22 protein-coding genes are annotated in these 25,196 nt (G+C 70.7%); 7 read left to right on the top strand and 15 right to left on the bottom strand.

From position 1 onward, the window contains the following. Positions 1-109 precede the first annotated feature (109 nt). Positions 110-892 (bottom strand): SDR family NAD(P)-dependent oxidoreductase, encoded by a 783-nt coding sequence (locus ACGFIQ_RS30200; protein WP_393248890.1) that lies wholly within the window; start codon positions 890-892, stop codon positions 110-112. A 173-nt stretch (positions 893-1,065) separates the two neighbouring features. Between ACGFIQ_RS30200 and ACGFIQ_RS30195 the strand changes: the two genes are divergently transcribed. After that, positions 1,066-1,497: a nuclear transport factor 2 family protein gene (locus ACGFIQ_RS30195; RefSeq protein WP_393248889.1), complete on the top strand. Its 432-nt coding sequence runs from the start codon at positions 1,066-1,068 to the stop codon at positions 1,495-1,497. A 244-nt stretch (positions 1,498-1,741) separates the two neighbouring features. Here the strand turns inward: ACGFIQ_RS30195 and ACGFIQ_RS30190 are convergent, their stop codons facing one another. The 11 genes from ACGFIQ_RS30190 to ACGFIQ_RS30140 form a co-directional block, all read right to left on the bottom strand. Next, the gene (locus ACGFIQ_RS30190; protein WP_393248888.1) at positions 1,742-2,221 is read right to left on the bottom strand and encodes a nuclear transport factor 2 family protein; all 480 of its coding nucleotides are present in this window, start codon (positions 2,219-2,221) and stop codon (positions 1,742-1,744) included. 255 nt (positions 2,222-2,476) lie between these two features. Beyond that, on the bottom strand, positions 2,477-3,868 hold the full coding sequence (locus ACGFIQ_RS30185; protein WP_393248887.1) for a nitrate/nitrite transporter: 1,392 nt from the start codon (positions 3,866-3,868) through the stop codon (positions 2,477-2,479). A gap of 55 nt (positions 3,869-3,923) precedes the next feature. Next, on the bottom strand, positions 3,924-4,253 hold the full coding sequence (locus ACGFIQ_RS30180) for a Rieske (2Fe-2S) protein (protein ID WP_393248886.1): 330 nt from the start codon (positions 4,251-4,253) through the stop codon (positions 3,924-3,926). Beyond that, on the bottom strand, positions 4,253-6,907 hold the full coding sequence (gene nirB, locus ACGFIQ_RS30175) for a nitrite reductase large subunit NirB (RefSeq protein ID WP_393248885.1): 2,655 nt from the start codon (positions 6,905-6,907) through the stop codon (positions 4,253-4,255). The genes ACGFIQ_RS30180 and nirB overlap by 1 nt, the downstream gene beginning before the upstream one ends. Then, entirely contained in the window at positions 6,907-7,254 is a 348-nt protein-coding gene (locus ACGFIQ_RS30170; RefSeq protein WP_393248884.1) for a molybdopterin oxidoreductase, read from the bottom strand. Before ACGFIQ_RS30170 ends, nirB begins: the two co-directional genes overlap by 1 nt. Before the next feature lie 16 nt (positions 7,255-7,270). Then, positions 7,271-9,397: a molybdopterin oxidoreductase family protein gene (locus ACGFIQ_RS30165; protein WP_393248905.1), complete on the bottom strand. Its 2,127-nt coding sequence runs from the start codon at positions 9,395-9,397 to the stop codon at positions 7,271-7,273. 246 nt (positions 9,398-9,643) lie between these two features. Then, positions 9,644-10,897: an MFS transporter gene (locus ACGFIQ_RS30160; RefSeq protein ID WP_393248883.1), complete on the bottom strand. Its 1,254-nt coding sequence runs from the start codon at positions 10,895-10,897 to the stop codon at positions 9,644-9,646. After that, complete coding sequence (locus ACGFIQ_RS30155; RefSeq protein WP_393248882.1) at positions 10,897-12,315, bottom strand: NAD(P)-binding domain-containing protein; 1,419 nt, start codon at positions 12,313-12,315, stop codon at positions 10,897-10,899. The genes ACGFIQ_RS30160 and ACGFIQ_RS30155 overlap by 1 nt, the downstream gene beginning before the upstream one ends. Before the next feature lie 76 nt (positions 12,316-12,391). Beyond that, a complete protein-coding gene (locus tag ACGFIQ_RS30150; RefSeq protein ID WP_393248881.1) occupies positions 12,392-13,633 on the bottom strand; it encodes a M28 family metallopeptidase in 1,242 nt (413 codons plus the stop codon). Next, on the bottom strand, positions 13,630-13,890 hold the full coding sequence (locus tag ACGFIQ_RS30145) for a hypothetical protein (protein ID WP_393248880.1): 261 nt from the start codon (positions 13,888-13,890) through the stop codon (positions 13,630-13,632). The genes ACGFIQ_RS30150 and ACGFIQ_RS30145 overlap by 4 nt, the downstream gene beginning before the upstream one ends. Positions 13,891-13,913: 23 nt before the next feature. Further along, positions 13,914-14,063: a hypothetical protein gene (locus ACGFIQ_RS30140; RefSeq protein WP_393248879.1), complete on the bottom strand. Its 150-nt coding sequence runs from the start codon at positions 14,061-14,063 to the stop codon at positions 13,914-13,916. A gap of 84 nt (positions 14,064-14,147) precedes the next feature. On the opposite strand from ACGFIQ_RS30140, the gene ACGFIQ_RS30135 reads away from it, so the two are divergent. The 5 genes from ACGFIQ_RS30135 to ACGFIQ_RS30115 all read left to right on the top strand — a co-directional run bounded on the left by ACGFIQ_RS30135 (position 14,148) and on the right by ACGFIQ_RS30115 (position 17,147). Then, a complete protein-coding gene (locus tag ACGFIQ_RS30135; protein WP_393248878.1) occupies positions 14,148-14,525 on the top strand; it encodes an ArsR/SmtB family transcription factor in 378 nt (125 codons plus the stop codon). 131 nt (positions 14,526-14,656) lie between these two features. After that, positions 14,657-15,343: a helix-turn-helix domain-containing protein gene (locus ACGFIQ_RS30130; protein WP_393248877.1), complete on the top strand. Its 687-nt coding sequence runs from the start codon at positions 14,657-14,659 to the stop codon at positions 15,341-15,343. Between the two features lie 7 nt (positions 15,344-15,350). Beyond that, positions 15,351-15,578 (top strand): three-helix bundle dimerization domain-containing protein, encoded by a 228-nt coding sequence (locus ACGFIQ_RS30125; RefSeq protein ID WP_393248876.1) that lies wholly within the window; start codon positions 15,351-15,353, stop codon positions 15,576-15,578. Positions 15,579-15,624: 46 nt separating this feature from the next. Beyond that, positions 15,625-16,722 carry an ACR3 family arsenite efflux transporter gene (gene arsB, locus ACGFIQ_RS30120; RefSeq protein ID WP_393248875.1) on the top strand — a complete coding sequence of 366 codons (1,098 nt, stop codon included), beginning with the start codon at positions 15,625-15,627 and terminating at the stop codon, positions 16,720-16,722. Positions 16,723-16,739: 17 nt separating this feature from the next. After that, positions 16,740-17,147 carry an arsenate reductase ArsC gene (locus tag ACGFIQ_RS30115; RefSeq protein WP_393248874.1) on the top strand — a complete coding sequence of 136 codons (408 nt, stop codon included), beginning with the start codon at positions 16,740-16,742 and terminating at the stop codon, positions 17,145-17,147. A 140-nt stretch (positions 17,148-17,287) separates the two neighbouring features. On the opposite strand, the gene ACGFIQ_RS30110 is transcribed toward ACGFIQ_RS30115, so the two are convergent. Next, positions 17,288-20,380 carry an NACHT domain-containing protein gene (locus ACGFIQ_RS30110; protein WP_393248873.1) on the bottom strand — a complete coding sequence of 1,031 codons (3,093 nt, stop codon included), beginning with the start codon at positions 20,378-20,380 and terminating at the stop codon, positions 17,288-17,290. A 698-nt stretch (positions 20,381-21,078) separates the two neighbouring features. Here ACGFIQ_RS30110 and ACGFIQ_RS30105 point away from each other — a divergent pair. After that, positions 21,079-22,548: a flavin monoamine oxidase family protein gene (locus ACGFIQ_RS30105; protein WP_393248872.1), complete on the top strand. Its 1,470-nt coding sequence runs from the start codon at positions 21,079-21,081 to the stop codon at positions 22,546-22,548. 115 nt (positions 22,549-22,663) lie between these two features. Here ACGFIQ_RS30105 and ACGFIQ_RS30100 read toward each other — a convergent pair whose 3' ends face one another. Both ACGFIQ_RS30100 and ACGFIQ_RS30095 read right to left on the bottom strand, forming a co-directional pair. Further along, on the bottom strand, positions 22,664-24,496 hold the full coding sequence (locus ACGFIQ_RS30100; RefSeq protein WP_393248871.1) for an acyl-CoA dehydrogenase: 1,833 nt from the start codon (positions 24,494-24,496) through the stop codon (positions 22,664-22,666). A gap of 37 nt (positions 24,497-24,533) precedes the next feature. Continuing rightward, on the bottom strand, positions 24,534-25,196 hold the full coding sequence (locus tag ACGFIQ_RS30095; RefSeq protein WP_393248870.1) for a TylF/MycF/NovP-related O-methyltransferase: 663 nt from the start codon (positions 25,194-25,196) through the stop codon (positions 24,534-24,536).

Genomic DNA, 25,196 nt, shown 5'->3' with positions numbered 1-25,196 from the left:
CAAGGCGGAGATTCGTTCGGACACCGGTGTTGTATCCGGGCGAACATCCAACGCGGTCGGTCGTCGTCCCGGACCCGCCGCAGGCCAGCCAGGGGCTTTGACACCGGCCCTAGTAGTTGCCGAGCCCGCCGCAGACGTTGAGAGCCTGCGCGGTGACCGCCCCCGCCCCATCGCTGATCAAGTAGTTGACCATCGCGGCTACCTCCTGGACCTCGACGTAGCGACCGATCGGCACCCGGGCGGTGATGCGTGCGTGCGTCTCGGCCTCGTCCACGCCCCAGATCGCGGCGTAGTGCTCCCGAACGCGCTCGGCCATCGGTGTTTCCACGAAGCCCGGGCAGACGGCGTTGACGGTGATCCCCGTCTTGGCCAACTCCAGGCCGAGCGCCTTGCTGAAACCGACCACGCCGTGTTTGGACGCCGAGTACGGCGCGGCATGCACCACGCCCTGCTTGCCGCCGGTGGACGCGATGTTGACGATCCGGCCCCACCCCTTGTCGAGCATGCCGCCCGCGACGAGCACCCGCTTGGTCATCAGGAAGACGCTGTTGAGGTTGGTGTTGATGACGTCCAGCCAAAGCTCGTCGTCGATCTCCGCGGTTGCTCCGCCGCCGGGACGGCCAGCGTTGTTGACCAGAATGTCGACCGGCCCGTACCGGTCGACCGCCGCGCGGACGAACCGGTCCACGTCCTCGGCGGAGCGCACGTCGCAACTGCGTCCGTCCACGTCGTACCCCTGGTCCTGCAACTCCTTGACCGTGGCGGCGACCGCCGCGTCGCGTCGCGAGCAGAGATAGACCTGATTGCCCTTCTCGGCGAGCGAGCGTGCGATCTCCAGGCCCATCCCGCTGGTGGCTCCCGAGACGATGGCCACCCGCCGGTTCTCCGTCATGGTCTCCCCATTCGTGCTGACGTGTCGGACGTCGCCCAGGGTCGGCCGTGCGGCTCGAACGGCGATCGAGGTTGTCTTGGACCGAGCGCCGGACCTCGTTCGAGCGACCTTCGAGCCGGATGCCGCACGGTGGGGCGGACGCAGTTCCTGAGCCGATCGCACCGGAGGACCGCATGGCGCCAACTCGCACATTCACCGACCTCTACGTGGAGGTGCAGCAGTTCTACGCCCGCCAGATGCGCCAACTCGACGACCGCAAGCTGGAGGCGTACGCGGAGACATTTACCGAAGACGCGGAGTTCGGGCACACTCCCGGCCGGGAGCCGGCGCGGACCCGCGCCGGAATCGTCGCCGACCTGTTCGATTTCCACAAGAAGTTCGAGAACGACCCGGTGCAGCGCAGGCACTGGTTCAACATGATCGACGTGGAGCCGCAGGCCGACGGGTCGATCCGCTCGACCTGCTATGCGCTGGTGGTCACCACCCGGCCGAACGGCACGCCGACGATCGCGCCCAGCTGCGTGGTCAATGACATCCTGGTGCGCGGCGCCGACGACGAGCTGCTCACCAAGTACCGCCGGGTGGATCACGACCAGCTGTTCTGACGAGGGCTGCCGAGCGCGAGGGCCTGTGTCAAAGCCCCTGGCCGGCCTGCGGCGGGCCCGGACGACGACCGGCCGCGTTGGATGTTCGCCCGGATACCACACCGGTATCCGAACGAATATCCGCCTGGCCGGACCGCCGCCCGGACTCCGCCTCGGCTCGACCGAGGACTTCGACACCGGCCCTGTAGCCGGCCACCCCGAACAGTGACCGCCTTCGGCGGGCCTAGCGTTCGACAGACACCGGCTACGCGCCGGGCGAGGGGATCAAGGCAGCCTCGCTCACCGGCGAGCTCCACGACGGCAGGATGGCGAGGCGAGAGATCCGCCAGCCGACCGGGGTGCGTAGGGTCCCGAGGCGGTAGTGGCCGACCAGCACCCGGGTGTCGGCCTGCTCTCCTTCGGAGATGAAGACGGCCACCAGATGCGCCTGCGCACTGGCCTGGTCGCCGTCAAGGTCCACCAGCACGTTCGAGACGAAGTGCTGCAGCCGTGCATAGTCGGCGTGCGCACGCCGGGCGCCGTCGACGACGACGTCGAAGCCCTCCTGCCGGCCGCCTGGGGTTTCCGCCATCACATTTGCGGCGAACAGTTCACCAGGATCCTCCAAGCAGTGCCCGTCCAGCCACACACCCAGGCGGGTGATCAGGTCGGTGATCTCGGACCGATCGCTCAGCTCGCGCAGCTGGTGACGCAGACCGTCGATTTCGCTCTCGTCGAGCGCCATTCCCATCACTCCTCGGCTGTCTCGTGACACGGCAATCCTTTATGCCGACGCGCCGGTGGTCCGGGCACGGACGAACCCGATGCTGCCATACCGCGCTCGAAAGGCGCTTGAACGAGCTGCAAAGTGGCGAACTGGTTCCGGTCTCGGCTGACGCGTCGGCCGGGCCTCCTCGTCCGATCGGGTCGGTGGATACCGGAAATGCGCCAGCCGCGTTCTCCCGAGAGCCCGTCGGGCCCTGGGCTGGACACCCGGGCCTCAGACGCCCTCAAGTCTCCCGGGCGACGGGCGCAGGTACACGAACCAGGTGATGGCGAAGCAGATCGCGTAGAAGGCGATGAAGGCGATGTAGGCCGCGTCCGCGGTCTGGTAGGCCAGGAACGACTGCCGGAAGGCAAGGTTGACGAGGACTCCGCCGAACGCGCCGATGGCACCGGCGACGCCGATGAGCGCGCCCGAGAGGCGCCGGGCCTCGTGCTCCGCCGCCCGGTCGTGCGGGTCGTCCGCGCCGCCGGCGGTCGACCGCACACCGCACCTGGCCCGGAAGATCGCCGGGATCATCTTGTACGTCGAGCCGTTGCCGATGCCGCTGAACACGAACAGCGCGATGAAGCCGACCAGGTACAGCGGCAGCGAACGTTGCTGGGAGGCGAGCAGGACGATCGACGCGCCGGCCGCCATCGCCACGAAGTTCACGAAGGTGACCCGGGCCCCGCCGAGCCGGTCGGCCAGGACACCGCCCACGGGACGGATGAGCGAGCCGAGCAGCGGTCCGAGGAACGTCAGGTACGCGGCCTTCACCGGAGTGTTGAAGGTGTCGGCGAACTGCACCTGAAGCACCTGGCCGAAGGCGAACCCGAAGCCGATGAACGACCCGAACGTGCCGATGTAGAGCAGCGACATGATCCAGGTGTGCGGTTCGCGGGTGACGTCCCGCATGGCCCGCTTCTCGTTGCGGGCCTGGCTGAGGTTGTCCATGAACATCGCGGAGCCGAGTGCGGCCAGCACGATCGCCGGCAGGTAGATGCCGGCGACGATGCCGGGACTGCCCGCCCCCAGGACTGCCAGCACGAACAGGCCGACGAGCTGGACCGCGGCGACGCCGAGGTTGCCGCCTCCGGCGTTGATGCCCAGCGCCCAGCCCTTGAGCCGATCGGGGTAGAACGCGTTGATGTTCGCCATCGAGGAGGCGAAGTTCCCGCCGCCGACGCCGGCCAGCGCGGCGATGAGCAGCAGCGTCGAGTACGAGACGCCGGGCCGGATCAGGAAGGCACCGAACAGGCTCGGGATCAGCAGCAGCGACGCGCTGATGATCGTCCAGTTGCGGCCGCCGAACCGGGCCACGGCAAGGGTGTACGGGATCCGCAGCACCGACCCGACGAGTGCGGGAACGGCGGTGAGCAGGAATTTCCCGGCCGGGTCGATGCCGTACTGCGGCCCGAGGAACAGCACCAGCACCGACCACATCGTCCAGATGGAGAAGCCGATGTGTTCGGAGAAGATGGAGAAGATCAGGTTGCGTCGGGCAATGCGGGATCCCCGCTGTTCCCAGAAGATGGGGTCCTCGGGCCGCCAGTCGTCGATCCAGTGTCCGCGAAGGGTCCGGCTGCGCCGGTCCTGCTCGATGCTGTCGGGCACGGCCGTGGTCATGGTTCCTCCCAGGTGAGTCCTCGGTCGTCCGCTCGACACTTGACTGGTTCGCTCCTCAGTCCGGCGGCAGACCCACCACCAGGCTTCCGTCGGCGTCGGCACGGACCGGATACACGGTGAGTGGGGGCTGTCCGGTGGTCGAACGGCCGGTCGCCAACTCGAAGGTGTTCTGGTGCAGGGGGCAGACGACGACCTTCATATCCGCCAGGCCGTCCGCGAGCGGGCCGCCGGCGTGCGGGCAGACCGCCGACACCGCGCGCAGGCTGCCGTCACGCAGCCGGAAGATGGCGATCATGTCGTCACCCACGGCGTAGGCACGCCCCTCCCCGAGGGGGATCTCGTCGACCGGCCCGAGCCGGTGTTCCACGGCGACGAGCCTGGCCATCACGCCCGCCTCGCGAACGCCGGACCGGCACCGTTCCCGTCGTCGCCGCGCCCCTCGTGGCCGCTCCCACCGCGCCCCTCGTGGCCGTTACCGCCGTGCCCGTTGCCGGCCGAGCCGCCCGGCACGGCGGAGCCGATCGACGGCACCACCGGCCCCGGGACCGAGACCGGTACGGCTTCGCGGACCGGCACCTGCGGCAGGACCGTCAACGGCAGGGAGGTGCGGAACTGCCCCGGGGTGACCGGGTCGCGCCGTTCCAGCCACGGGTCCCGGTACGCGGCCACGGAGGCAGCCATGGCCGCGTCGAGCCGCGCCGCGATGCCGTCGCTGTCGTCGACGACCACCGCCCGGATGTGGTCGATGCCGAGCCGGGGCACCCACGCGTACGTGCGTTCCAACCAGTTCGCGCTCTCCCGGTAGTACTGCAGGAACCGGCCGGTCAACGTGATGACCTCGTCGGGCGAGTCGACGACGGCCAGGAGGTCCCCCTTGCGTACGTGGGCGCCGGCGGCCCCGCCGACGTAGATCTCCCACTTGCCGCCCTCGATGGCCACCACGCCAAGATCCTTCACGTACGCCTCGGCGCAGTTACGGGGACAGCCGGTGACGGCGAGCTTCATCTTGCCGGGGCCCTCGATGGCCTTGAACCGGTCCTCGATCGCGATGCCGAGAGCAGTGGAGTCGCCGACGCCGAAGCGGCAGAAGTCGGAGCCGACGCAGGTCTTCACCGTCCGGAAGCTCTTGCCGTACGCGTACCCGGACGGCATGTCGAGGTCCGCCCACACCCTCGGCAGGTCTTCCTTGCGAATGCCGAGCAGATCGATGCGCTGGCCGCCGGTGATCTTCACCAGTGGTACGGAGTACTTCTCGGCCACCTCGGCGATCCGCTTGAGCTGCGCCGGTGTGGTCACGCCGCCCTTGATCTGTGGGACGACCGAGAAGGTGCCGTCGCGCTGGATGTTGGCGTGCACCCGGTCGTTGATGAAGCGGGCGTCGCGTTCGTCGACGTACTCGTCGCCCCACATCATCCGCAGCAGCGAGGCCAGGCCCATCTTGCTCTTCGCGTCCTCCTCGCCGCCGGGAACGAGGGTGGCGAACACCGCGGAGACGGATTTCAGGCCGTGTTCGCGGATCACCGCCATCAGCTCCGCCTTGGGCATCGGCACACCGGGGACGTACCAACTCGCGGCCGGGTCGTCCTCGACCTTGCCGTCAGCGGCCCATTCGACGATCTGGGCGACCAAGCCCTTGCACGACCCGCAGCCCTTGCCGGCACGGGTGGCGTCCATGACACCGCTGAGCGTCTTCACGCCGCCCTGCACGGTGCCGACGAGCGCCCGCTTGGTGACGCCGTTGCAGTTGCACACCTGCACGTCGTCGCCAAGCTCCGCGGCACTCACGTCGGCGGACGGCGCGCCGAGGTCGAACAACATCTCGACCCGCTCCTTCGGCAGGGCGAGCCCACGGTCGAAGGCCTGCATGAGGAACGCGACCTTCCGCACGTCGCCCAGGAGAGTCGCGCCGACGAGCCGGTCGTCGCGGATGACGATGCTCTTGTAGACGCCCTTGCGCGGCTCGGCGAAGACGACAGTCTCGTCGTCGTCGCGTTCCGCCTCCTTCAGGCCCATCGAGGCGACGTCCACGCCCGCCACCTTGAGCTTCGTGGCCAGCCGAGAGCCGTGGTACGCCGCGTTCGGGTTCGTCCCGGTGATGTGGTCGGCGAGCACCCGCGCCTGCTCCCACAGCGGAGCCACCAGGCCGTACGTCTCGCCGCGGTGCTGGGCGCACTCGCCGACCGAGTAGATGTCGTCCTCGTCCTGCACGCGCATCTGGTCGTCGACGACGATGCCCCGCTCCACCGGCAGCCCGCTGGTCGCGGCCATCTCGGCGTTCGCCCGGATGCCGGCGGCCACCACGACGACGTCGCAGGCCACGGTCCGACCGTCCTTGAGCTTGACCCCCGTCACGGCATGCTTGCCGAGCACCTCGGTGGTGTGCGCGCCGAGGACGACCTCGATGCCGAGTCGCTCGATGCTGCGCCGCAGGATCGCGCCCGCCTGAGCGTCCAGTTGAGCGTTCATCAGATGGCCGGCGGCGTGCACCAGGGTCACGTGGGCGAGGTGATTCTGCAGGCCGCGGGCGGCCTCCAGACCGAGCAGGCCGCCGCCGATCACCACCGCGCGCTCGTGCTCGCGGGCGTACCGGATCATGTTGCGGGTGTCGTCGATGGTGCGGAACGCGAACACCCCCTGGTGGTAGCCGCGCCCAGGGCGGTGGAGGCCGGGAATCGGCGGGACGAACGCCCGGCTGCCGGTGGCGATGATCAGCTTGTCGTACGGCGTCTCGGTGCCGTCGTCGGCGTAGATCCGTCGCGCGAAGCGGTCGATGCGGGTGACCCGGGTGCCGGTGTGCAGGGTGATGCCGTTCTCCGCATACCACGACAGGTCGTTGAGGAAGATCCCCGACTCGTCGTCGACCCCGGAGAGCACGTTGGAGAGCAGGATGCGGTTGTAGTTGCCGTACGGCTCCTCGCCGAACATCGTGATGGCGAACTGGTCGCCCCCGCCGCGTTCGAGGATCTCCTCGACGGTGCGGGCGCCGGCCATCCCGTTGCCCACCACGACGAGGCGCCGGCGCTTGTCGACGGCGTCCATCAGACCTCGACCAACCCCAGGTCGACGATCACGGTGCCGGACACCCCGGCGGGCGCCGCCACGTGCACCTCGAGACCGGTGCCGGAGTCGAGGTCCTCGACCACCCGCAGCGGCACGTGGACGTCGGACTTGGCGCCGATCGGGAAGTATCGCATCGGCTGGCCATCACGCACGAGCAGGACACAGATCAACTCATCACTGGCATTGCCGCCCCGGAAGTAGACCGGCTGGGCAACGACGCCGCCCGGCACCACGTAGCTGAGCGAGCCGTCGACGAGGCCGGGCCGGTCGAGGCCCTTGCCCTCGAAGCTGTAGACGCCTTGCAAGAAACGGGGGGTGGTGTGCACAGCGACGCTCCCTTGCTCAAAGAGATGCTGGATTGGGCGGTGGGTTGGTCAACAGGTCGGTGTCGTCCGGGCCGCCCGCGCGCGCGATCGAGACCGCGCAGGCCTTGAAGGCCGGCATCCGCGAGTGGCGGTCCAGCGCCGGGTCGGTAAGCGCGTTCACGGCGGAGCTGCCACTCCAGTGGAACGGTGCGAAGATGGTGTCCCGGCGGATGCCGCTGGTGAGGCGCGCCCGAAAGAGCGCCCGTCCGCGTCGGCTGCGCAGTTCCACCACGTCGTTGTCGGCGATGCCGTGCCGGCGGGCGAGGTCCGGGTGCAGCTCCGCCCGGGCGTCCGGCAGCGCCATGGTCAGGGCGCCGACCCGGCGGGTCTGGTTGCCGCTCTGGTACTGCTGCATGTTGCGCCCGGTGGTCAGCACGTACGGATAGTCGGCGTCGGGCATTTCCGCCGGATCGCGGTGCTCCACCCGGAAGAACCTCGCCCGCCCGTCGGCGGTCGGGAACCGGTCGATGAACAGCCGTGGCGTACCGGGATGGTCCTCGCTCGGGCACGGCCAGAAGACCCCCTGCTCCGCCTCGATGCGCTCGTACGTGATTCCGGCGTAGTCGGCTGTCCCACCGGCGCTGGCCCGGCGCAACTCGTCGAAGACGCGGCGCGGATCGTCGTCGAAGTAGCGGCCGCGTCCGAGCCGGCCGGCGAGATCGGCGAGCATCCGCAGGTCGGTGCGGACCTGCGGCGGCGGCGACAGGGCCCGCTTACGGCGGATGACGCGCCCCTCCAGATTCGTCATCGTGCCCTCCTCCTCCGCCCACTGGGCCGTGGGCAGCACCACGTCGGCCACGGCTGCGGTCTCGGAGAGGAAGATGTCGGAGACGACCAGCAGGTCCAGCGCCCGCAGCCGGTCCATCACCCGGTTGGCGTGCGGGGCCGACACGGCGATGTTGCTGGCGAGCACGAGCAGCACGCGTACTCCGTCGTCGGTCCCGAGCCGGTCGAGCATCTCCCAGGCCGACCGGCCCGGCCGGGGCAACTCGTCCGGGTCGATGCCCCAGACGGCGGCGACGTGTGCGCGCGCCGCGGGGTCGTCCAGTCGCCGGTAGCCGGGCAGCTGATCGGCCTTCTGCCCATGCTCGCGGCCACCCTGCCCGTTGCCCTGCCCGGTGATCGTGCCGTAGCCGGAGAAGGGCCGTCCGGGCAGGCCCAGGGCGAGGGCCAGATTGAGGTACGCCTGCGCCGTGTCCGTGCCGTTGCTGTGCTGCTCGGCGCCGCGAGCGGTGAGCACCATCGCCGACGTCGCGGTAGCCAGCAGCCGTACCGTCTCCCGCAGGTCCCGTTCCGGTACGCCGGTCATCCGCTCCACCCGGTCCGGCCAGTACGCCGCCACGGTGGCCCGGACCGCGTCGAAACCGCTCGTACGGTCGCGCACGTACGTCTCGTCGACCAGGCCCTCGCGGATCGCGATGTGCAGCAGCCCGTTGGCCAGCGCGAGGTCCGTGCCCGGCAGGGGCTGCAGGTGGAGGTGAGCGCCCCCCGCGGTGGTCGTACGGCGGGGGTCGACGACGACGTGCCGCGCGCCGGCGGCCCGTCCGGCGTCGAAGTACTGCATGGACGGCGGCAGCGCGTCAGCCGGATTCGCGCCGACCAGCAGCACGGCCTGCGCCTGGGCGATGTCGGCCAGGGGGAACGGCAGGCCACGGTCGATCCCGAGGGAACGGTTCGAGGCGGTCGCCGCGGACGACATGCAGAACCGGCCGTTGTAGTCGATCGACGCCGACCGCAGCGCCACCCGGACGAACTTGCCCAGCGCGTACGCCTTCTCGTTGGTCAGCCCGCCGCCGCCGAAGGCCCCGACGCTGTCGGGGCCGTACCGGTGTTGGCTGGCACGGATGGCGTCGACGATGCGGTCCAGTGCCTCGTCCCAGCCTGCCGGTCGCAACGGGCTGGTGCGGTCGGCGGGATCCTTACGGACGAGCGGGCTCAGCAGCCGGTCACCGTGGTCGAGAAGGTCGGCAGCCGTCCAACCCTTGGCGCACAGACCGCCCCTGTTGACCGGGAATTCGGTGGGCGCCAGCCGAGGCGGCCCGTCGCCGGTCGTCAGGGATATCCCGCACTGCATGGCGCAGTAGGGACAGTGCGTATCGATCATGGACGATGCGCTCACCCGTCCGATGCTTGCCGGGCACTGTTTCCGATCCATACCGAGGTCGTAACGCTCTACGACCCTCGGGCCGCGTCATGGTGATGAACGGGAGGGCGGCGGCGAGGCGTACCCCGGGGATGAGGCGGCCCGCACCGGCGGCCCGCAGCCGCCCGCGGACGCCGCCGCCCGCCACGCCCGCGACGTCCACCGATCCGCCCGACCGGCGGTAGTACCTCGCCTCCGCGGGCCAGCTCAGGCGCTGGGGTTTGGTGCCGTGGTGGTGGCGTGGGTGAGCATGCCGGTGGCGGCGAGGGCGCAGCATGCGGCGACGGCGGCGAGTAGTGGTGTGTATCCGGCGGTGGTGTGCAGGAGGGTGGCGGCGGCGAGGGGCGCGGCGGCTTTGGCGATGGTGACGGGGGCGGCGAGTCGGCCGGCGATGGTGGCGTAGGCGGTGGTGCCGTACCGGGCGGTGAGCAGGGCGGGGGTGGCGAGGCTGGTGATGCCGAAGCCGAGTCCGAAGCCGATGACGGTGATGATCGCGCCGGTGCGGGTGCCGGCGAGCAGGGGCATGGCGAGCACGGCGGCGGCCTGGGTGGCGAAGACCGCGGCGACGATGGTGGTGACGCGCAGGTGTCGGCGGACGGCGGTGAGGACGAGTCGTCCGGTGACCGAGAGGACGCCGAGCAGTCCGGCCATGGTGGCGGCGACGGTGACGGGGTGGCCGCGGCCGGTGAGGTAGCCGATGAGGTGCACGGTCATGGTGCTGGTTGCCGCGCCGTGGGCGATCAGGGTGGCGGCGAGGATCCAGAAGCGGGCATCGCGCATCGCGGTCTGGGCGACGGCGCGCCGTTGGGCGTGCCCGGACCGCTCGGTGCCGGCGGGTGCCGTGGTCGTTGCCAGCCGGGGCCGGCGGATGGTGAGGGCGTGCAGGGGCACGGTGACCGCGCCGTGGATGGCGGCGAGGACGAGCAGCGCGCCGCGCCAGCCGAGGCTGTCGGCCAGGAGCCCGGTGAGGGGCATGAAGATGGTGCTGGCGAACCCGGCCACGATCGTGACGACCAGCAGGGCGGTGGCGCGCCGGTCAGGGGTGAACCAGGCGACGATGACGGCGAACGCGGGTTCGTAGAGGACCATCGCGCCGGTGATCCCGACGCCGATCATGACGGCGTAGAGCTGTTCGATGGTGTGGACCTGGGACCAGGCCACCAGCAGGCCCGTGGCGGTGATCGAGCCGGCCGTCATCAGCGCCCGTCCACCGTGGTGGTCCAACCACCGGCCGACGGGGATCGCCGCGAGTGCGCCGGCCAGGACCGAGGCGGTGAGCGCGCCGGTGACGGCGGTGGTGGAGGTGTCGAGGGTGGCGGCCATTGGGGTGAGCAGAACGGCATAGGCGTAGTAGAGGGTGCCGTAGCCGATGGTGGAGGTGACGGCGAGGGCGGCGACGATGCGCCACCCGTGGTGCCCGCCAACAACAGGGTCGGCGGGCACCGTGATGGTGGTGGGCATCAGCTGGCGCAGCAGCCGCCGGTCTGCGCGTCGGCGGGTGCGGCGTCGAGGGTGAGCAGGCTCAAGGGTGCGGCGAGTAGGCCGCCGGAGATGCCGGTGGCCAGGCCCCGTCCGGAGCTCTGGGCGGCCGGTGCCGGCCCGCAGCAGCTGTCGCCGGTCGTCGACTCGTCCGGGTTGCTGTTGCACACGCCGGTCTCGGGTAGGTCGAGTTGGACGTCACGGGCGGCGCTCCAGTCGCCGGCCAGGGCGGCGACGACGGAGCGGACCTGCTCGTAGCCGGTGGCCATCAGGAAGGTCGGCGCCCGCCCGTAGGACTTCATGCCGACGGCGTAGTAACCCGCCTCGGGATGGGTGAGCTCGGTGACACCGTGTGGGGGCACGGTGCCGCAGGAGTGCTCGTTCGGGTCGATCAGCGGGGCCAGGGCACGGGTGGCACCCATGACCGGGTCAAGGTCGAGGCGCAGCTCGGCGGCGATCGAGTGGTCGGGGCGGAAGCCGGTGGCCGCGACGATGCGGTCCACTGTGGTCTGCTCTTCGCCGCCGTCGGCGTGGCGCACGACCACGCTGACCCGGCCGTTGGTGGGGGTGAGGGCGTGCACGGCGAAGCCGGTGAGCAGGCGGATCCGGCCGGCGTCGACGTGCGCGCGTAGCCGGGAGCCGAGCGCGCCGCGGGCGGGCAGCGCGTCGGCGTCGCCACCGCCGTAGGTGCGCGCCGGCGAGGCGGTACGGATCGCCCAGGTCACGGTGGTGCCCGGGGTGGATTCGGCCAGTTCGGCGAGGGAGAGCAGGGTGTTGGCGGCGGAGTGGCCGGCGCCGACGACGAGGGTGTGCCGGCCGGCGAAGCGGTCCCGGTCGGCGCCGAGGACGTCGGGCAGCGCGTGGTCGAGGTGTGCCGCGACATCGGCCTCGCCTCGGGCGGGCAGCCCGGAGGAGCCGAGGACGTTCGGGGTGCCCCAGGTGCCGGAGGCGTCGATGACAGCGCGGGCGTGGATCTCCTCGCCGTCGGCGAGGCGTACGAGGAACGGCGTGCTGTCGCGGTCGGCGGTGCGCAGCCGGTCCAGGCCGAGGCGGCTGATCGCCTCGACGCGGGCGCCGTGGCGCAGGTGCGGCTTGAGCTGCGGCAGCTGCGCCAGGGGCTGGAGGTAGTCGTCGGCCAACTCGGCGCCGGTGGGCAGGCCCTCCAGGTCGGGGGCGACCCACCCGGCGTCGTCGAGCAGGCGGCGGGCGGCGGGGTCGATGTTGTAGCGCCAGGGGGAGAAGACCCGGACGTGTCCCCACTGCCGCACGGCGGCGGCGGGGGTGTCGCCGGCTTCCAGGACGAGGAACGGTAGGTCGCGCTCGTGTAGGTGCGCGGCGGCGGCCAGGCCGACCGGGCCGGCGCCGATCACCACGACGGGCAGGTCATCCAGGGCGTTCATCAGGTGTCTCCTCTGTCTGGAGAGTTGTCGAATCAAACAGGTAGGGCGGCGGCCGTGCGTCGGCGTCGGGGGTTGGTCAGGTCGACGATGAATCTGTGGCGGGGGCGGAAGCGGCCAGGCGGACGGTGGCGACAACGAGGCGGGCGATCGCCTTCAGGGTGTGCGGGTCGACGCGGTCCGGGGTGTCGGCGGGGCTGTGGTAGCCGGCCATGCCGGCGCCGATGCCCACCGCCGCGAGCCCGGCGGCGGCGTAGCGGCGGTTGTCGGAGGCGACCGGCCCGGCGGCGAGCGGAAGGCCGGTGTGCCGCCCGGCCTGGTCGAGCAGTGCGAGCAGCGCGTGGGCCGGCCCGCCTGCCTCGACCGCGGCGGCCTGGTCGAGCAGCCCGGCGCCGTCGACGTTGATGACCAGCGGCCGGGCGTCGCCGGCGTGCAGCTGCTGGCTGTGGTGGGCCGAGCCCAGCGCGCCGACCTCCTCGGCGTCGAGCAGCGCGACCGCCAGCCCGACCCCCGCAGGACGGGCGGCGGTCAGGATTCGGGCGGCTTCCAGGACCACGGCGACGCCGCTGGCGTTGTCCGACGCGCCGGGTTGACGCAGGCCGGGATGGTCGCCGACGCCGTCGTAGTGGGCGGTCAGCAACACCTCGATCCCACCCGGCTCAGCTGTCGGGAACCTCGCGTGGATGTTGGCGCCGCTCACGTCGCGGCGGCGCAGCGGGGTGTTCGCGCTCCACCAGCCCGCACCGGTGGCGGCGGCCAGGGCGGCGCGGTGCGTGCCGGCGTCGAGGGTCAGGCTGGGCAGCGGTCCCGGGTCCGGGCCGGCGAGGACCGTGTACTGCCAGCCGTCGGCGTCGACAGCCCGGCTCACCAGCAGACCCGCGGCGCCCGAGGCGGCGCGGGCGGCGTCGGAGAGGTTCATACCCGTGGGCACCACCAGCCACCGGCCGGTCGGGTCGCCGCTGCCGGCCACACCCAACGGGCCGTGCCTGACCTCAGAGGTGTCGGCTGAGGCGCAGTGGACCGCGACCTCGCGGCCGAAGGTCAGCCGAGTCGAGGTCGCACTCTCGCCCCAGACGACGGTCGGCGCCTGGTACAGCTCGGGCACGGCGCGGACCGGGAAGTCGTCGGTGTCGACCGCCGCGCCGAGGTCGGCGAGGTGCGCGACGAGCCAGGCGCGGGCGACGGCACCGCCGGCCGTGCCGACCCGCCGGCCAGTGAATTCAGCCGAGGCGAGTGCAGTGACCGTGGCGGCCATCCGCTCGGCCGACACCAGGGGAAGTAGCGCGTCCAGGTGGGCGGCCGATTCCGACGGGGCGGTCATCCGCAGCACCCCTGACCCGTCGTGACGGCTTCGGCCTTCGCCTCGGTGCCGCAGCAGGAGCCGGCCGCTTCGGCGTCCTGCTGGCTGCCGCAGCACGGTCCTGCCGTCGGCGACTGCCCGGCGGGCGGGAGGATCGAGCCGACAGCCTGCGCGGGGCTGCCACAGCAGGAGCCGGAGCCGGTCACGGCCAGGGCGGCGCCCGGATCACCGGCGAACCCGCCCGCCGTCGGGGGGCTGGTCTGGGTGTTCTCGCTCATCACACAACCTTTCGATCAGGGGGTTACCGGACGCCGATCAGGGCGTAGGCGATGTCACGGACCTGGTCGTAGTGCCGCTGCGCCCGCTGAGCCGTGGTGGACACCTGGGCGCAGGAGTCACAGAACCGCGCTCCCGCCTGGGCCTGGGCTGAACGCCGTGCCGTGCCGAACATGACGACCCCTTCCCACGACGTCTGTCTTGACGTTCGTCGAATCAGAGAGTTGCACGCTGCTTAGATACCTGTCAACCTAGAGGCATGTCAAAGCAGCCCGGGTTGCTTCCCGTCATCGACCTCACCGCCGACACGCCGTGCTGCCCGCCGCTGGCGCAGAGCCGGGTGCCGGCGCAGACCGCCGCGGTGCTCGCGCCGGCGTTCAAGGCGCTCGGCGACCCGGTGCGGCTGCAGCTGATGTCGATGATCGCTTCCGCGGAGGGCGGGGAGGCGTGCGTCTGCGACCTGACCCCGGCGTTCGACCTGACCGGGCCGACGATCTCGCACCACCTCAGGACGCTGCGCGAGGCCGGCCTCGTCGACGCCGAACGCCGTGGCACCTGGGTGTACTACCGGGCCCGGCCGGCCATCCTGCGCCAGCTCGCCGGGCTGCTCAGCGTCGAACCGACCGCCGTGGTCTGAGGCCTGGCCGTCGACCTGGGCCGGGTAGGCGCCCGGCCAACGCGGTGGCGACGTGGGTGGCGTCGCGGCGACCCCCTGGCCACCCGGCCGCCGGTTGACACTTGCACGATAGCTCAGTAATTATTGAGTCAATGACTACTGAGCTTGCTTCGTTGCAGGGGCGCGCCCGGATCCACGCCGCGCTCGGCGACCCGGCGCGCCTGGCGATCGTGGACGCGCTCACCCTCGGCGACGCCTCGCCCGGCGAAATCGCCCACGACCTGCAGCTACCGACGAACCTCGTCGCCCACCACGTCAAAGTCCTCACCGACGCAGGCCTCATCGCCCGCGGGCGCTCCGAGGGCGACCGGCGCCGCACCTACCTGCGGCTGCGCCCCGAAGCCCTCACCGCACTGCACCCCGCGCCCCTGACCGGCGTGGGACGGGTGGTGTTCGTGTGCACCCGCAACTCCGCCCGCTCGCAACTGGCCGCCGCTCTCTGGTCCGAGCGCACCCACACCCCGGCCGCGTCCGCGGGGACACAGCCCGCCGAGCGGGTCCACCCCCGTGCCGTCGCCGTGGCCCACCGGCACGGTCTGGACCTCGACCCGAGCAACACGAACCGTGTCGCGGACATCGTGCGCGACGACGACCTGGTCATCGCGGTCTGCGACAACGCCCACGAGGAACTCACCGCCCCAGCGCGGCCCCGCCTGCACTGGTCGGTGCCCGACCCCGTGCGCCTGGACACCGACGACGCGTTCGAGACGGCGTTCGCCGACCTCGCCGCCCGCGTCGACCGGGTCGCCCCCGTCATCACTCCCGCCGTGAGCTCGTGAGGACCCCATGACTGACACCCACGCCCACCCGCAGATGTCCATCGACCAACAGCTCGCCCTGCGCACCGCCGCCACCCGCCTCGCCGAGGAGTTCACCGGCGTCTACGGCACCGAAACCATCGAGCGGTTCTTGCACACCAGCTACGACCAGTTCGCCACCGCCGGCAGCATTCCCCACTACCTGCCCCGCGTCCGGCGTCTTCTCGACGACCTCCACGTCGCCCACCAGGCATGACAGACCCGACCCACACCACCAGCGACCGAGACCGACGGGAGTGCCCGTGAGCACCCGCACCACCCCTGACACCCACCCCGGCGAGAGCGCCGTCGTCGGCCGCCTGTCCCGACTCGACCAGTTCCTGCCGGTGTGGATCGGCCTGGCGATGGTCGCCGGACTGCTCCTCGGTCGGCTGATCCCCGGGCTGAACAGCGCTCTGGACGCGGTGCAGATCGGCGGGATCTCCCTGCCCATCGCCGTCGGCCTGCTGATCATGATGTACCCGGTGCTGGCGAAGGTCCGCTACGACCGGCTCGACACCGTCACCGGCGACCGCCGGCTGCTGATCTCCTCGTTGGTCCTCAACTGGCTCGTCGGCCCCGCCGTGATGTTCGCCCTGGCCTGGCTCTTCCTGGCCGACCAACCCGCGTACCGCACCGGCCTGATCATCGTCGGCCTGGCCCGCTGCATCGCCATGGTCATCATCTGGAACGACCTCGCCTGCGGTGACCGGGAGGCCGCCGCCGTCCTGGTCGCGCTCAACTCCGTCTTCCAGGTCGTCGCCTTCGGCGTGCTCGGCTGGTTCTACCTGTCCGTGCTCCCCCAGTGGCTGGGGCTGTCCGGCGCCGAGTTGAACGTCTCCGCGTGGGACATCGCCCGCAACGTGCTCATCTTCCTCGGCATCCCACTGCTCGCCGGGTACCTCACCCGCCGTCTCGGCGAGCGTGCCAAGGGCCGTACCTGGTACGAGGCCCGCTTCCTGCCCCGCATCGGCCCGGCCGCCCTCTACGGACTGCTGTTCACCATCGTGATCCTCTTCGCCCTGCAAGGCGACGCCATCACCAGCCAACCGCTGGACGTCGTCCGCATCGCCCTGCCCCTGCTGGTGTACTTCGCGCTCGTGTGGGCCGGCTCCTACACCCTCGGCCGGGCCATCGGCCTCGGCTACGAACGCACCACCACCCTCGCGTTCACCGCCGCCGGCAACAACTTCGAACTCGCCATCGCCGTCGCGATCGGCACCTTCGGCGTCACCTCCGGCCAAGCCCTCGCCGGAGTCGTCGGCCCCCTGATCGAGGTGCCCGTCCTCGTCGGGCTCGTCTACGTCTCCCTGTGGGCACGCCGCCGCTTCTTCACCCCCACGAACTCCGCAACCGCGTAACCCGGAAGGCACCCGCCGTGAGTGACAAGCCCAGCGTTCTGTTCGTCTGCGTCCACAATGCCGGCCGGTCCCAGATGGCCGCCGGCTGGCTGCGACACCTCGCCGGCGACGCCGTCGAGGTTCGCTCCGCCGGCTCCGCCCCCGCCGACACCGTCAACCCCGCCGCCGTGCAGGCCATGCGGGAAGTCGGCATCGACATCACCGACCAGACCCCCAAACTTCTGGAGTACGCGACAGCGGAGTCCTCCGACGTCATCGTGACCATGGGCTGCGGCGACGCCTGCCCCGTCTTCCCCGGGAAACGCTACGAAGACTGGAAGCTCGACGACCCCGCCGGCCAGGGTGTCGAGGCCGTCCGTCCGATCCGTGACGAGATCCGCACCCGGGTTCAGGCACTCCTCGCCGACCTCGTCCGCGCCCCCTGAGTCACACGCACCCGCCCCCGCGCGGGTTGACTCGATGTCTCAGCAGGCGATCTGGCTGCTGCCCCACCGGTGCCCCTCGCCCACACCGGTAGCCGTGTTGTAGAGGACGGTGGTTGGGAGGATGCTGACGCAGCGGCTGCTCATCCGGGGGAATCCTCGACCAGCCGCTCCTTCAGCTCCCGGTGGCGGAACTGGTAGGCGGCGCCCGAGCTGCGCAGCATCTGCTTCGCGCGGTGCGCGTCGTCGAGGAACGTCATGGACCGCCACGGCAGGAGCCCGTGGTAGGCCAACCGGGTGCGGGCCACGAGGAAGGTCGGGAAGCGCGTCGACGTCTCGGCGATGACCAGTCCGGCGGACACTCCGTACGTGAGGATCGTGCCCAGCCCGGCGAGGAACGCGACGGGGAGGGAGCCGGCGACCGACATGGCGCGCGCCATCACGGCCAGGCCGATGACCAGCGCCACCACCGCAGTGAGGAACAGCGACGCGGCCCGGTCCTGCCGGTACGAGCCCAGCGGGGACACGGGTGCCGTCCGCTCCGGGTCGCGCGCGTCGACGCCGAAGGCGAAGGCACCGGCCACACCGCTGGTGACACCGATGGCCAGCAGCCACACCGGCGCGGTGCCGTTGTAGGCGGCGCCCATGAGCGGCACGCTGCCGAGCAGGATGCCGGCTCCCGCGCCCCGCAACGACGGCCGGGGCGAGGCGCCGGAGGGCTGCCGGCGACGGGCGATGTCCCGCGCCACCCGGCAGCCAAGTGCGGCGACGACGCCGACCAGCAGGCCGTACGCGAACCCCGCGAGGAGCCCGACGAGCGACAGCGCGAAGATGCCCACCTCGACCGGGGACGCGCCTGCGGCGCTGGTCTCGACGTGGCGCTGTGCCCGCCGTGCGGTCAGGAAGACCAGCACCAGCCCGATGCCGACCGCGGTCGCGACGCCCCGCGCGACGCCCGCGGAGACCGCGTCGAGCGCACCGGCAAGGAGTGCGATCGCGACGGCGGGAGTGAGCCGCAGGAGGTGCCGTGGCGGCGGGGGAGTCCCGCCGATGTCGCGGGCGGGCGTCCTCCTCCCGGCCAGGTCGAGAGCGAGCCAGACGAGCGCGGCGCTGCAGATCGCTTCGGACAGGGCGCGGGACCAGCCGGAGTGGATGTCGGTGCGGGTGGAGTAGCCGACGGTGTGGAGGATGCAGGCGACCACTCCGACTACCACGCCGGCCAGCGGCGGCCGGGGCAGCCGGCGGGGCCTGGTGGGCTCGGACCACAGGTGGATCCAGTGCGACACCCACCACACGGCGAGCCCGGCGGCGAAGCCGTCGGCGGGGGCGATCAGCCAGGCATGCTCCACCTTGCCGAAGCGGTCCGCCCAGGAGTTGACCGCGGTGACCACGACACCGACCGCCAACCCGTGCACCAACGGACGAGCGAGCCAACCCCGTACCTGAAGGGCGGTCCGCCCACGGTCGACGACCAGGCCGGCCCAGGCGGTCAGTGTCACGACCAGGCCGGTCGCCAGGAAACCGTTGACCTCCTCGTCCCAGCGGCTGGTGAAGCCGTCGACCGAGCCGCTGGCGAAGCCCGTGGTCAGTGAGGGTGTCAACGGCAACAGCTCGCCGGCGCCCCGGATCGCCGCGGCGGCGACCGCGGCCGCCGCTCCGACGAGCACCGCGTCTCGTAGTCTGCCGCGACGCATCCGCGGGAGCTCGCCATGCCAGGAGAAGCGCCACGAGAAGCCGACGACGAGCCCGATGACGACGGCCAGGTCGTACGTGCCACTCAGGCAGCCGGCGATGTAGGCGCCGACGGACGCCAGGACCGCGTCGCTGTAGGCGCCGGTCAGGTAGAGGAAGACGAGGTACACGAGCAGTGCCGCCGCGGAGATCCGCAGCGCGTTAGTAACGCCGGTGTATGGCTCGGTGAAGATCCATTCGTTGAGGAGGCCGGCGGACAGGGCCGTCCAGGCGACGACGACGAATGCCGTTGCCACGTTGCGGACCCACACGCCCTGGGTCGCTGCGGCTGGCACCGGCAGGTCCCACCAGCGGATGTCGTCCGAGTCGGTCGCGGCGGCCAGGTATCCAAGCCACCGGCGGGCCTGCCCGACCCGGGGCCACCTGCCGGAGCGATCCGTCGGATACCGTGCCGTCACGACGTCACCGAGGAGGTGGTGCGCCAGCGCGGCGCCGTCCCGGTAGGCGAGAAGGTCGCTCGGCTCGGGGACGTTGCTGCCGTCCTTGCGGCTCGGCTCGGCGTTGTAGATGGCGTCGGCGAGCGTGACCATCAGCGGCGTCTCGAACGCCTTCGTCAGGACGGGGGCCCGTGGAATGCGATTCTCCACTTCGGCCCACCGCTCGGGCGACTCGCTGCGGTTCTTCAGGTAGCGCATCACCTGCTCTCGCCGTTGAGGTTTGATCACGATGCCACGAGCGTCGGTGAGCACTCTGCCGACGTTGCGCAGCGCCTGGTATTCCGAGGTCCGGCTGCTCAACAGGACTGGCCAGGCCGAGGGGAGGGTGTTGAGGCTGCGCAACACGTCGGCCCGGTGCTCCGGCGCGATCTCGTCGAACCCGTCCAGGATGAAGATCAGCCGGTTGTCCTCCGCGAGCGCGTGCGCAAGCGTCCGTCCGTCGTCGGCGGAAACGGGTTGCCTGAGGAAGCCGTGGTTGGTGGTCAGCCAGTCCACGAGCCAGCGCCGCGGGTCGTCCGCCGATCGCCACGCGGTCATCGGGACGAAGACCGGGACCCGCCGGTCGTCGCCGGACCTGTCCAGGAGCGACTGGAAGGCGCCGACGAGCAGCTCGGTCTTGCCGCTGCCCGCTTCGCCGAGGACAACCAGTCGCGACGGTGCGCCGGTGGCGGTCACCAACGCGGCGAGGCGGGCGCCGTCCCCAAGGCGCTTGCGCTCCTGCCAGGCCCGATTGTTGGCCGGGAAGAGCGCGGTGGGGACGGCGTCCCAGCGGACGGGTAACCGGTCGCCCTCGCGTACGCTCCGCCACACCGGATCGGTCATCCACCGCCGCTGCAGATCCCGCCGAAGCGACGTGACGGCCCGACCCAGCGGGTCCTTCTCCACCGGGCGCCCGAGCCGCCAAGCAATCGCGCCACCCACGATGCTGACAAGGAGCAGCGCCATCCAGATCGCGATGCGGCCGAATGCGCTCTCCACTTCGACGCCGGCCGTCGCGACGTTGACGAGCACACCGACAACCGCGGTGATCAGCGGTATCACCAGCACAATGACGACCGCGCGGTGTCGAGGGCGCAACCGTTTCCCCTCCGGACTGCTCGCCGGCCCCCAATCTCCCATCCCGGCCCATCCGTCCGGTGTCATCTGTCGGGGAGTTGACGAAGCCGCCGGTGGCTGAGGTCGTAGCCGACGCGCTGACCATCCAACTAGCCCGTGCTATCCATAATTGGAAGAAGCCCTCCGAGGTATTTGCCTCGTCGCGGCGAGGTGCCGCAACGACTCCCAGGGCTCCACCCGGCGGCCTCGGCTGCGGTTGGGCGGTGAGGTTGCGGCGCAAGGAGATGCGTCTGTCGGCGGCGAGCGTCCCTCTATTCGTCTCCGCCGCGAAACGCGGATATGGCGGTAGTCGTCGGCCGACATTGACCGGACTCGCAGAGCCCGCCCGAGTCCACCATCTACGCACTTCGAGAATTGACGATGATGGGTCCACCGATTCCCGCGTGACCACGTTAGAATGACCACTTCCGGTATAGGGGGAGGCCGGGGCATTGCGTGTCGGATGAGTTAGCCGCGGCCATACGGGTGATTTGCGCACGCGGCCGTTCCCCACCGGCGATCGGTTGTCAGATCGAGTCACAGGAACGAGCGGGGTCCGGCCGATCGCCGAGGGGGCGATGGTGCTGCCGTCGGCCCGCGCCGCAGATTCACCCTTCCTCATCACCGACGTGCGATCGGGGTTCAAGCGCATGGAGAGGTTCACCGCAGGACCGGGCCGAGGCGACGTCACAGATGCCACGATCGCCGTGCTCGGCGCCGGTGTGGCCGGGCTGGTCGCGGCGTACGAACTCGTCCGCCGCGGGCACCGCGTCGTAGTGCTGGAGGCCGACTCGCGGGTGGGTGGCCGGATATTCACCCACCGGTTCGGCGGCGACGCCGGACCGGTGGTCGAGCTGGGCGCGATGCGGATCCCCGGCGACCACGAGCTGACTCTGCGCTACATCGACGAGTTGGGCCTGGGCGACCAGCTGCGTCCGTTCACGAACGTTCTCACCGATCCCGACAATCTGCTGCGTATCGGCACGCGGTTCGTGCGGGCACGCGATGCCGCGGACGCCCTCGTCCACGAGACGGCACGATCCTGCCCGGGAGTGGCCCACCGGCCCGACGCACTGCTCTTCGTGGGCTGGATGCACGCCATGGTCCGGGCGCTGGCGCCACGCGAACAGCGCGACATCATGCGCGCCGATCTGGCGGGTCTGCTCGACGTGGTGGGCGGCCTGGACGTGACACCGTTCCTTCGCGACGGACGCGCCGATCTCAGTGCGGCGTTCCGCCGGCACCCGGAGCTTCGCGCTGCCTGCAGCGGTGCCCTGAAGGGCTTCCTCGATGACATTCTGCGCAGGTTCAGCACCGGGATGGTGTGCCTTCCCCACGGCATGGATCAGCTACCCAACGGTCTGGCGAGACGACTGCCGGGCCGGATACACCTGCGTCATGAGGTGACCGCCATCGACGTACGCCCGGAGGGCGTGACGGTCGGGCTGGCCACCGAGCGGGGGCGGACGGCAGTGACCTACCCCGCGGTCCTCTGCACCCTCCCCTTCTCCGTTCTGCGGAACCTCCCGCTGCGGGGATTCGATGCCGACAAGGTGGAGACCATCAAACGGCTGGACTACGGGTCCGCCACCAAGGTGGGGCTGCTCTGCGCGGAGGCCTTCTGGAACCGGCACCGCACCGTCGGCGGCGGATCAGCATCGGGCGGCAGCATCCGGCAGACCTACTACCCGGCTCCGATCACCGATCCGGCCGGTGGGGCGGCACTTCTCGGTAGCTACACCATCGCCGAGGATGCCGACCAACTCGGCCGGCTCTCTGTCGAGGAGCGGCACCGGATCGTCGTGGACGAGTTGACGGCGATGCACCCCGAGCTGCGGGCCGCGGGAATGATTCAGGACGTCGTCAGCATCGCCTGGGGAGAACGGCGCTGGAGCCGAGGGTGCGCGGCAGTCCGGCAGGGGCTCACCGGCGCCGAGCTCGAGCAGGACGCCGCTCAGGCCATCCGCGCGCAGGGCGGCCTGTTCTTCGCCGGCGAGCACTGCTCCGTGACACCGGCCTGGATCCAGGCCGGCATCGAGACCGCACTGACCGCGGTACAACAGATCGACAGGTTCGCCGCCGTGGTCGCCGAACACCGGGGCAGCACGGCACTCCGGTGAATGTCCTCGATCCCGGGGCTCCCCGCCGCGGTTGCCGGAGCTTGCCGGGTGTGGTTCGGCGAAAGCCCCGCCGTACCGGTGGGTACGGCGGGGCCGGATCGGTCGCGGACGGTCGTCAGAGCTCCGCGGCACTCATCGCCATCAGGGTGCCGCCGCTGTTCTCCACCAGCCGGCGCCGCACGGACAGCTCGGGCAGCACCGTCGTCGCGAAGTACGTCGCCACCGCGACCTTCCCCCGATAGAAGTCGGCGTCCGGCCCCGACGCCCCGGCATCCAGCGCGGCGATGGCGACATCCGCCTGGCGCAGCAACAACCAGCCGATGACCAGGTCACCGATGCTCATCATGAACCGGACTGTGTGCTCCCCGACGGCCAGCATCTGGTCCGGGTCGCTCTGCACGGCGAAGAGACGCTCGGCCAGCTTGGCGAGCATGGCCTCGATGTCGTCGGCCGCCTCGCCCAGAAAGCTCCGCCCCTCCTTGAGCCTGCCGTTGCCGGCCTCGCCGCTGTTGAAGGCGCGGATGTCGCTGATCAGCGCGGTCAGCGTCTGCGCGTTGTCCCGCACGATCTTGCGGAACAGCAGATCCATGGACTGGATCGCGGTCGTGCCCTCATAGAGCGAGTCGATCCGCTGGTCCCGCACGTACTGTTCGAGCGGATAGTCCTGCAGAAAGCCGGAGCCGCCGAAGATCTGCAGGGCGTGTTGCAGTTGCTCCGCGGCCCGTTCCGCGCCCACACCCTTCACCAGCGGCAACAGCAGCTCGTTGAGGCTTCGGGCGAGCCGCACGTCACCCTCGTTCGCCTCCACCTGGTCCAGGAGCGTGGCGGCGTACAGGTACAGCGCCCGCAGACCCTCCGCGTACGCCTTCTGCAGCAGCAACGAACGGCGTACCTCCGGGTGGTCGACGATGGGGATGCTCGGCGCACCCTTCTCGAAGATCCGCCGCAGGTCCGAGCCCTGCACCCGTTGCTTGGCGTATTCGACGGCGTTCAGGTGGCCGGTGGAGAGCGTGCCGATGGCCTTGATGCCGACCGTCATCCGGGCCCACGAGATGACCTGGAACATCTGGGCGATGCCCTCGTGCACGTCGCCGAGGAGCCAGCCCTGGGCCGGCACGCCGTGTTGACCGAAGGACAACTCGCAGGTGGCGGACCCGCGAATGCCCATCTTCGACTCCAGGTTTGTCGCGTACACACCGTTGCGCGCCCCAGGAACGCCGGATTCCGGGTCGAAGAGGAACTTGGGCACGAGGAAGAGACTCAGCCCCTTCGTTCCCGGCCGTGACGTGATGCCGGGGCCCTCCGGCCGGGCCAGGACGAGATGCAGGATGTTCTCGGTGATGTCATGGTCACCACCGGTGATGAAGCGCTTCACCCCGTCGATGTGCCAGGAACCGTCGGGTTGCCGGATCGCCCGGGTCCGGGCAGCACCGACCTCGGACCCCGCGTCGGGCTCGGTGATCACCATCGTGGCGCTCCAGCCCCGCTCCACCATGAACCGCGCCCATCGCCGCTGCTCCTCGGTGCCGGTGCGGTCGATGATGGCGGCGCAGTTCGGCGCGGCGCTGAAGTACAGGTGCAGTGCCGGGTTGGCGCTGACCAGCAGCTCGACCGCCGCCCACTGGACGCTGGGGGGCACGCCGAACCCGCCCAGCTCACTGGGGAGCATGAGACGGTGCCAGTCATCGGCCCACAGCTGCCGGTACATCCGGGCCAGCGAGGGCGTGACCGTCACACTGTGTGACTGCGGGTCGAACACCGGTGGGTTGCGATCGGCGTCCGCGAAGCAGTCGGCCACTGCCCCGGAGGCCAGCGCCGCTGTCTCCCGCAGGAGACGCCGTGCGGTGTCGGCGTCCGTCTGCGCGAACGGCCCCCGGCCGATTCCGGTGTCGAAGACCTCGAAGAGGTTGAACTCCAGGTCCCGTACGTTGCTGCGGTAGTGCCCCAAGACTGTCGTCCCCGTTCCTGTGCATGGCGTCGGCTGATCAGTGCCCCGGGGGCGCCACCCAGCCCTTACGGATGTAGCCGAAAGCGAGGTCGCCCGACCCGACCAGCACGGACACCTTCTCCGGCTTGTCGGCGAAGAACTCGTCGCACGCTCGCTTCGGGCCGGAGAACCGGTCGAACGCCTGCGGATTGCGCCCGCTGTCGCAGTAGTCGTCGACGATGAGGATGCCGCCGTCGCTGAGTCGCGGGTAGACGTGCTCGAGACTGACCCGGATCGAGTCGTAGTAGTCGCCGTCGAGATAGGCGAAGCAGACCCGGTCGGGCAGCTGGGTGGGCAGTGTCTCGTCGAACCACCCGGCGTGGACGTTCGGGAGCGGTAGCTCCCACTTCGCGAACGTGGCCTTCAGGTCGGTGAGATCCACCTTGAGCGCGCCCTCGGTGAGGAACGTGTCGTGTTCGCTCGGCTTCGGCAGGCCCTCGAAAGAGTCGTAGAGGTGCAGCTCGCGCTCGGGAGCGAACTCCTTGATGAGCCGTTGCAGGAAGACGCTTGTGTTGCCGGCATGGCAGCCGGCCTCCACCACGTCCCCTGCTACCCCCTGCACCAGGGCGCTGGACAGTGCCCAGTAGATGTTCACCAGACGGTCGACATCGCCGTACTCGACGTTGTCGGCCGCCAGCTTGAGGATCATGTCGTTGTCCAC

The organism is Micromonospora sp. NPDC048898 (assembly GCF_043198035.1).
Classification (GTDB): Bacteria; Actinomycetota; Actinomycetes; order Mycobacteriales; family Micromonosporaceae; genus Micromonospora.
This window is presented reverse-complemented; position numbering and strand designations above follow the sequence as displayed.

Excerpts from the sequence above, each read along its gene's own strand:
- ACGFIQ_RS30200 (WP_393248890.1), bottom strand. The coding sequence starts at position 892 with ATGACGGAGAACCGGCGGGTGGCCATCGTCTCGGGAGCCACCAGCGGG.
- ACGFIQ_RS30135 (WP_393248878.1), top strand. The coding sequence starts at position 14,148 with ATGTCAAAGCAGCCCGGGTTGCTTCCCGTCATCGACCTCACCGCCGAC.
- ACGFIQ_RS30165 (WP_393248905.1), bottom strand. The coding sequence starts at position 9,397 with ATGATCGATACGCACTGTCCCTACTGCGCCATGCAGTGCGGGATATCC.
- ACGFIQ_RS30190 (WP_393248888.1), bottom strand. The coding sequence starts at position 2,221 with ATGGCGCTCGACGAGAGCGAAATCGACGGTCTGCGTCACCAGCTGCGC.
- ACGFIQ_RS30155 (WP_393248882.1), bottom strand. The coding sequence starts at position 12,315 with ATGAACGCCCTGGATGACCTGCCCGTCGTGGTGATCGGCGCCGGCCCG.
- ACGFIQ_RS30105 (WP_393248872.1), top strand. The coding sequence starts at position 21,079 with ATGGAGAGGTTCACCGCAGGACCGGGCCGAGGCGACGTCACAGATGCC.
- ACGFIQ_RS30130 (WP_393248877.1), top strand. The coding sequence starts at position 14,657 with ATGACTACTGAGCTTGCTTCGTTGCAGGGGCGCGCCCGGATCCACGCC.
- ACGFIQ_RS30140 (WP_393248879.1), bottom strand. The coding sequence starts at position 14,063 with ATGTTCGGCACGGCACGGCGTTCAGCCCAGGCCCAGGCGGGAGCGCGG.
- ACGFIQ_RS30145 (WP_393248880.1), bottom strand. The coding sequence starts at position 13,890 with ATGAGCGAGAACACCCAGACCAGCCCCCCGACGGCGGGCGGGTTCGCC.
- ACGFIQ_RS30185 (WP_393248887.1), bottom strand. The coding sequence starts at position 3,868 with ATGACCACGGCCGTGCCCGACAGCATCGAGCAGGACCGGCGCAGCCGG.
- ACGFIQ_RS30150 (WP_393248881.1), bottom strand. The coding sequence starts at position 13,633 with ATGACCGCCCCGTCGGAATCGGCCGCCCACCTGGACGCGCTACTTCCC.
- ACGFIQ_RS30160 (WP_393248883.1), bottom strand. The coding sequence starts at position 10,897 with ATGCCCACCACCATCACGGTGCCCGCCGACCCTGTTGTTGGCGGGCAC.
- nirB (WP_393248885.1), bottom strand. The coding sequence starts at position 6,907 with ATGGACGCCGTCGACAAGCGCCGGCGCCTCGTCGTGGTGGGCAACGGG.
- ACGFIQ_RS30125 (WP_393248876.1), top strand. The coding sequence starts at position 15,351 with ATGACTGACACCCACGCCCACCCGCAGATGTCCATCGACCAACAGCTC.
- ACGFIQ_RS30195 (WP_393248889.1), top strand. The coding sequence starts at position 1,066 with ATGGCGCCAACTCGCACATTCACCGACCTCTACGTGGAGGTGCAGCAG.
- ACGFIQ_RS30180 (WP_393248886.1), bottom strand. The coding sequence starts at position 4,253 with ATGGCCAGGCTCGTCGCCGTGGAACACCGGCTCGGGCCGGTCGACGAG.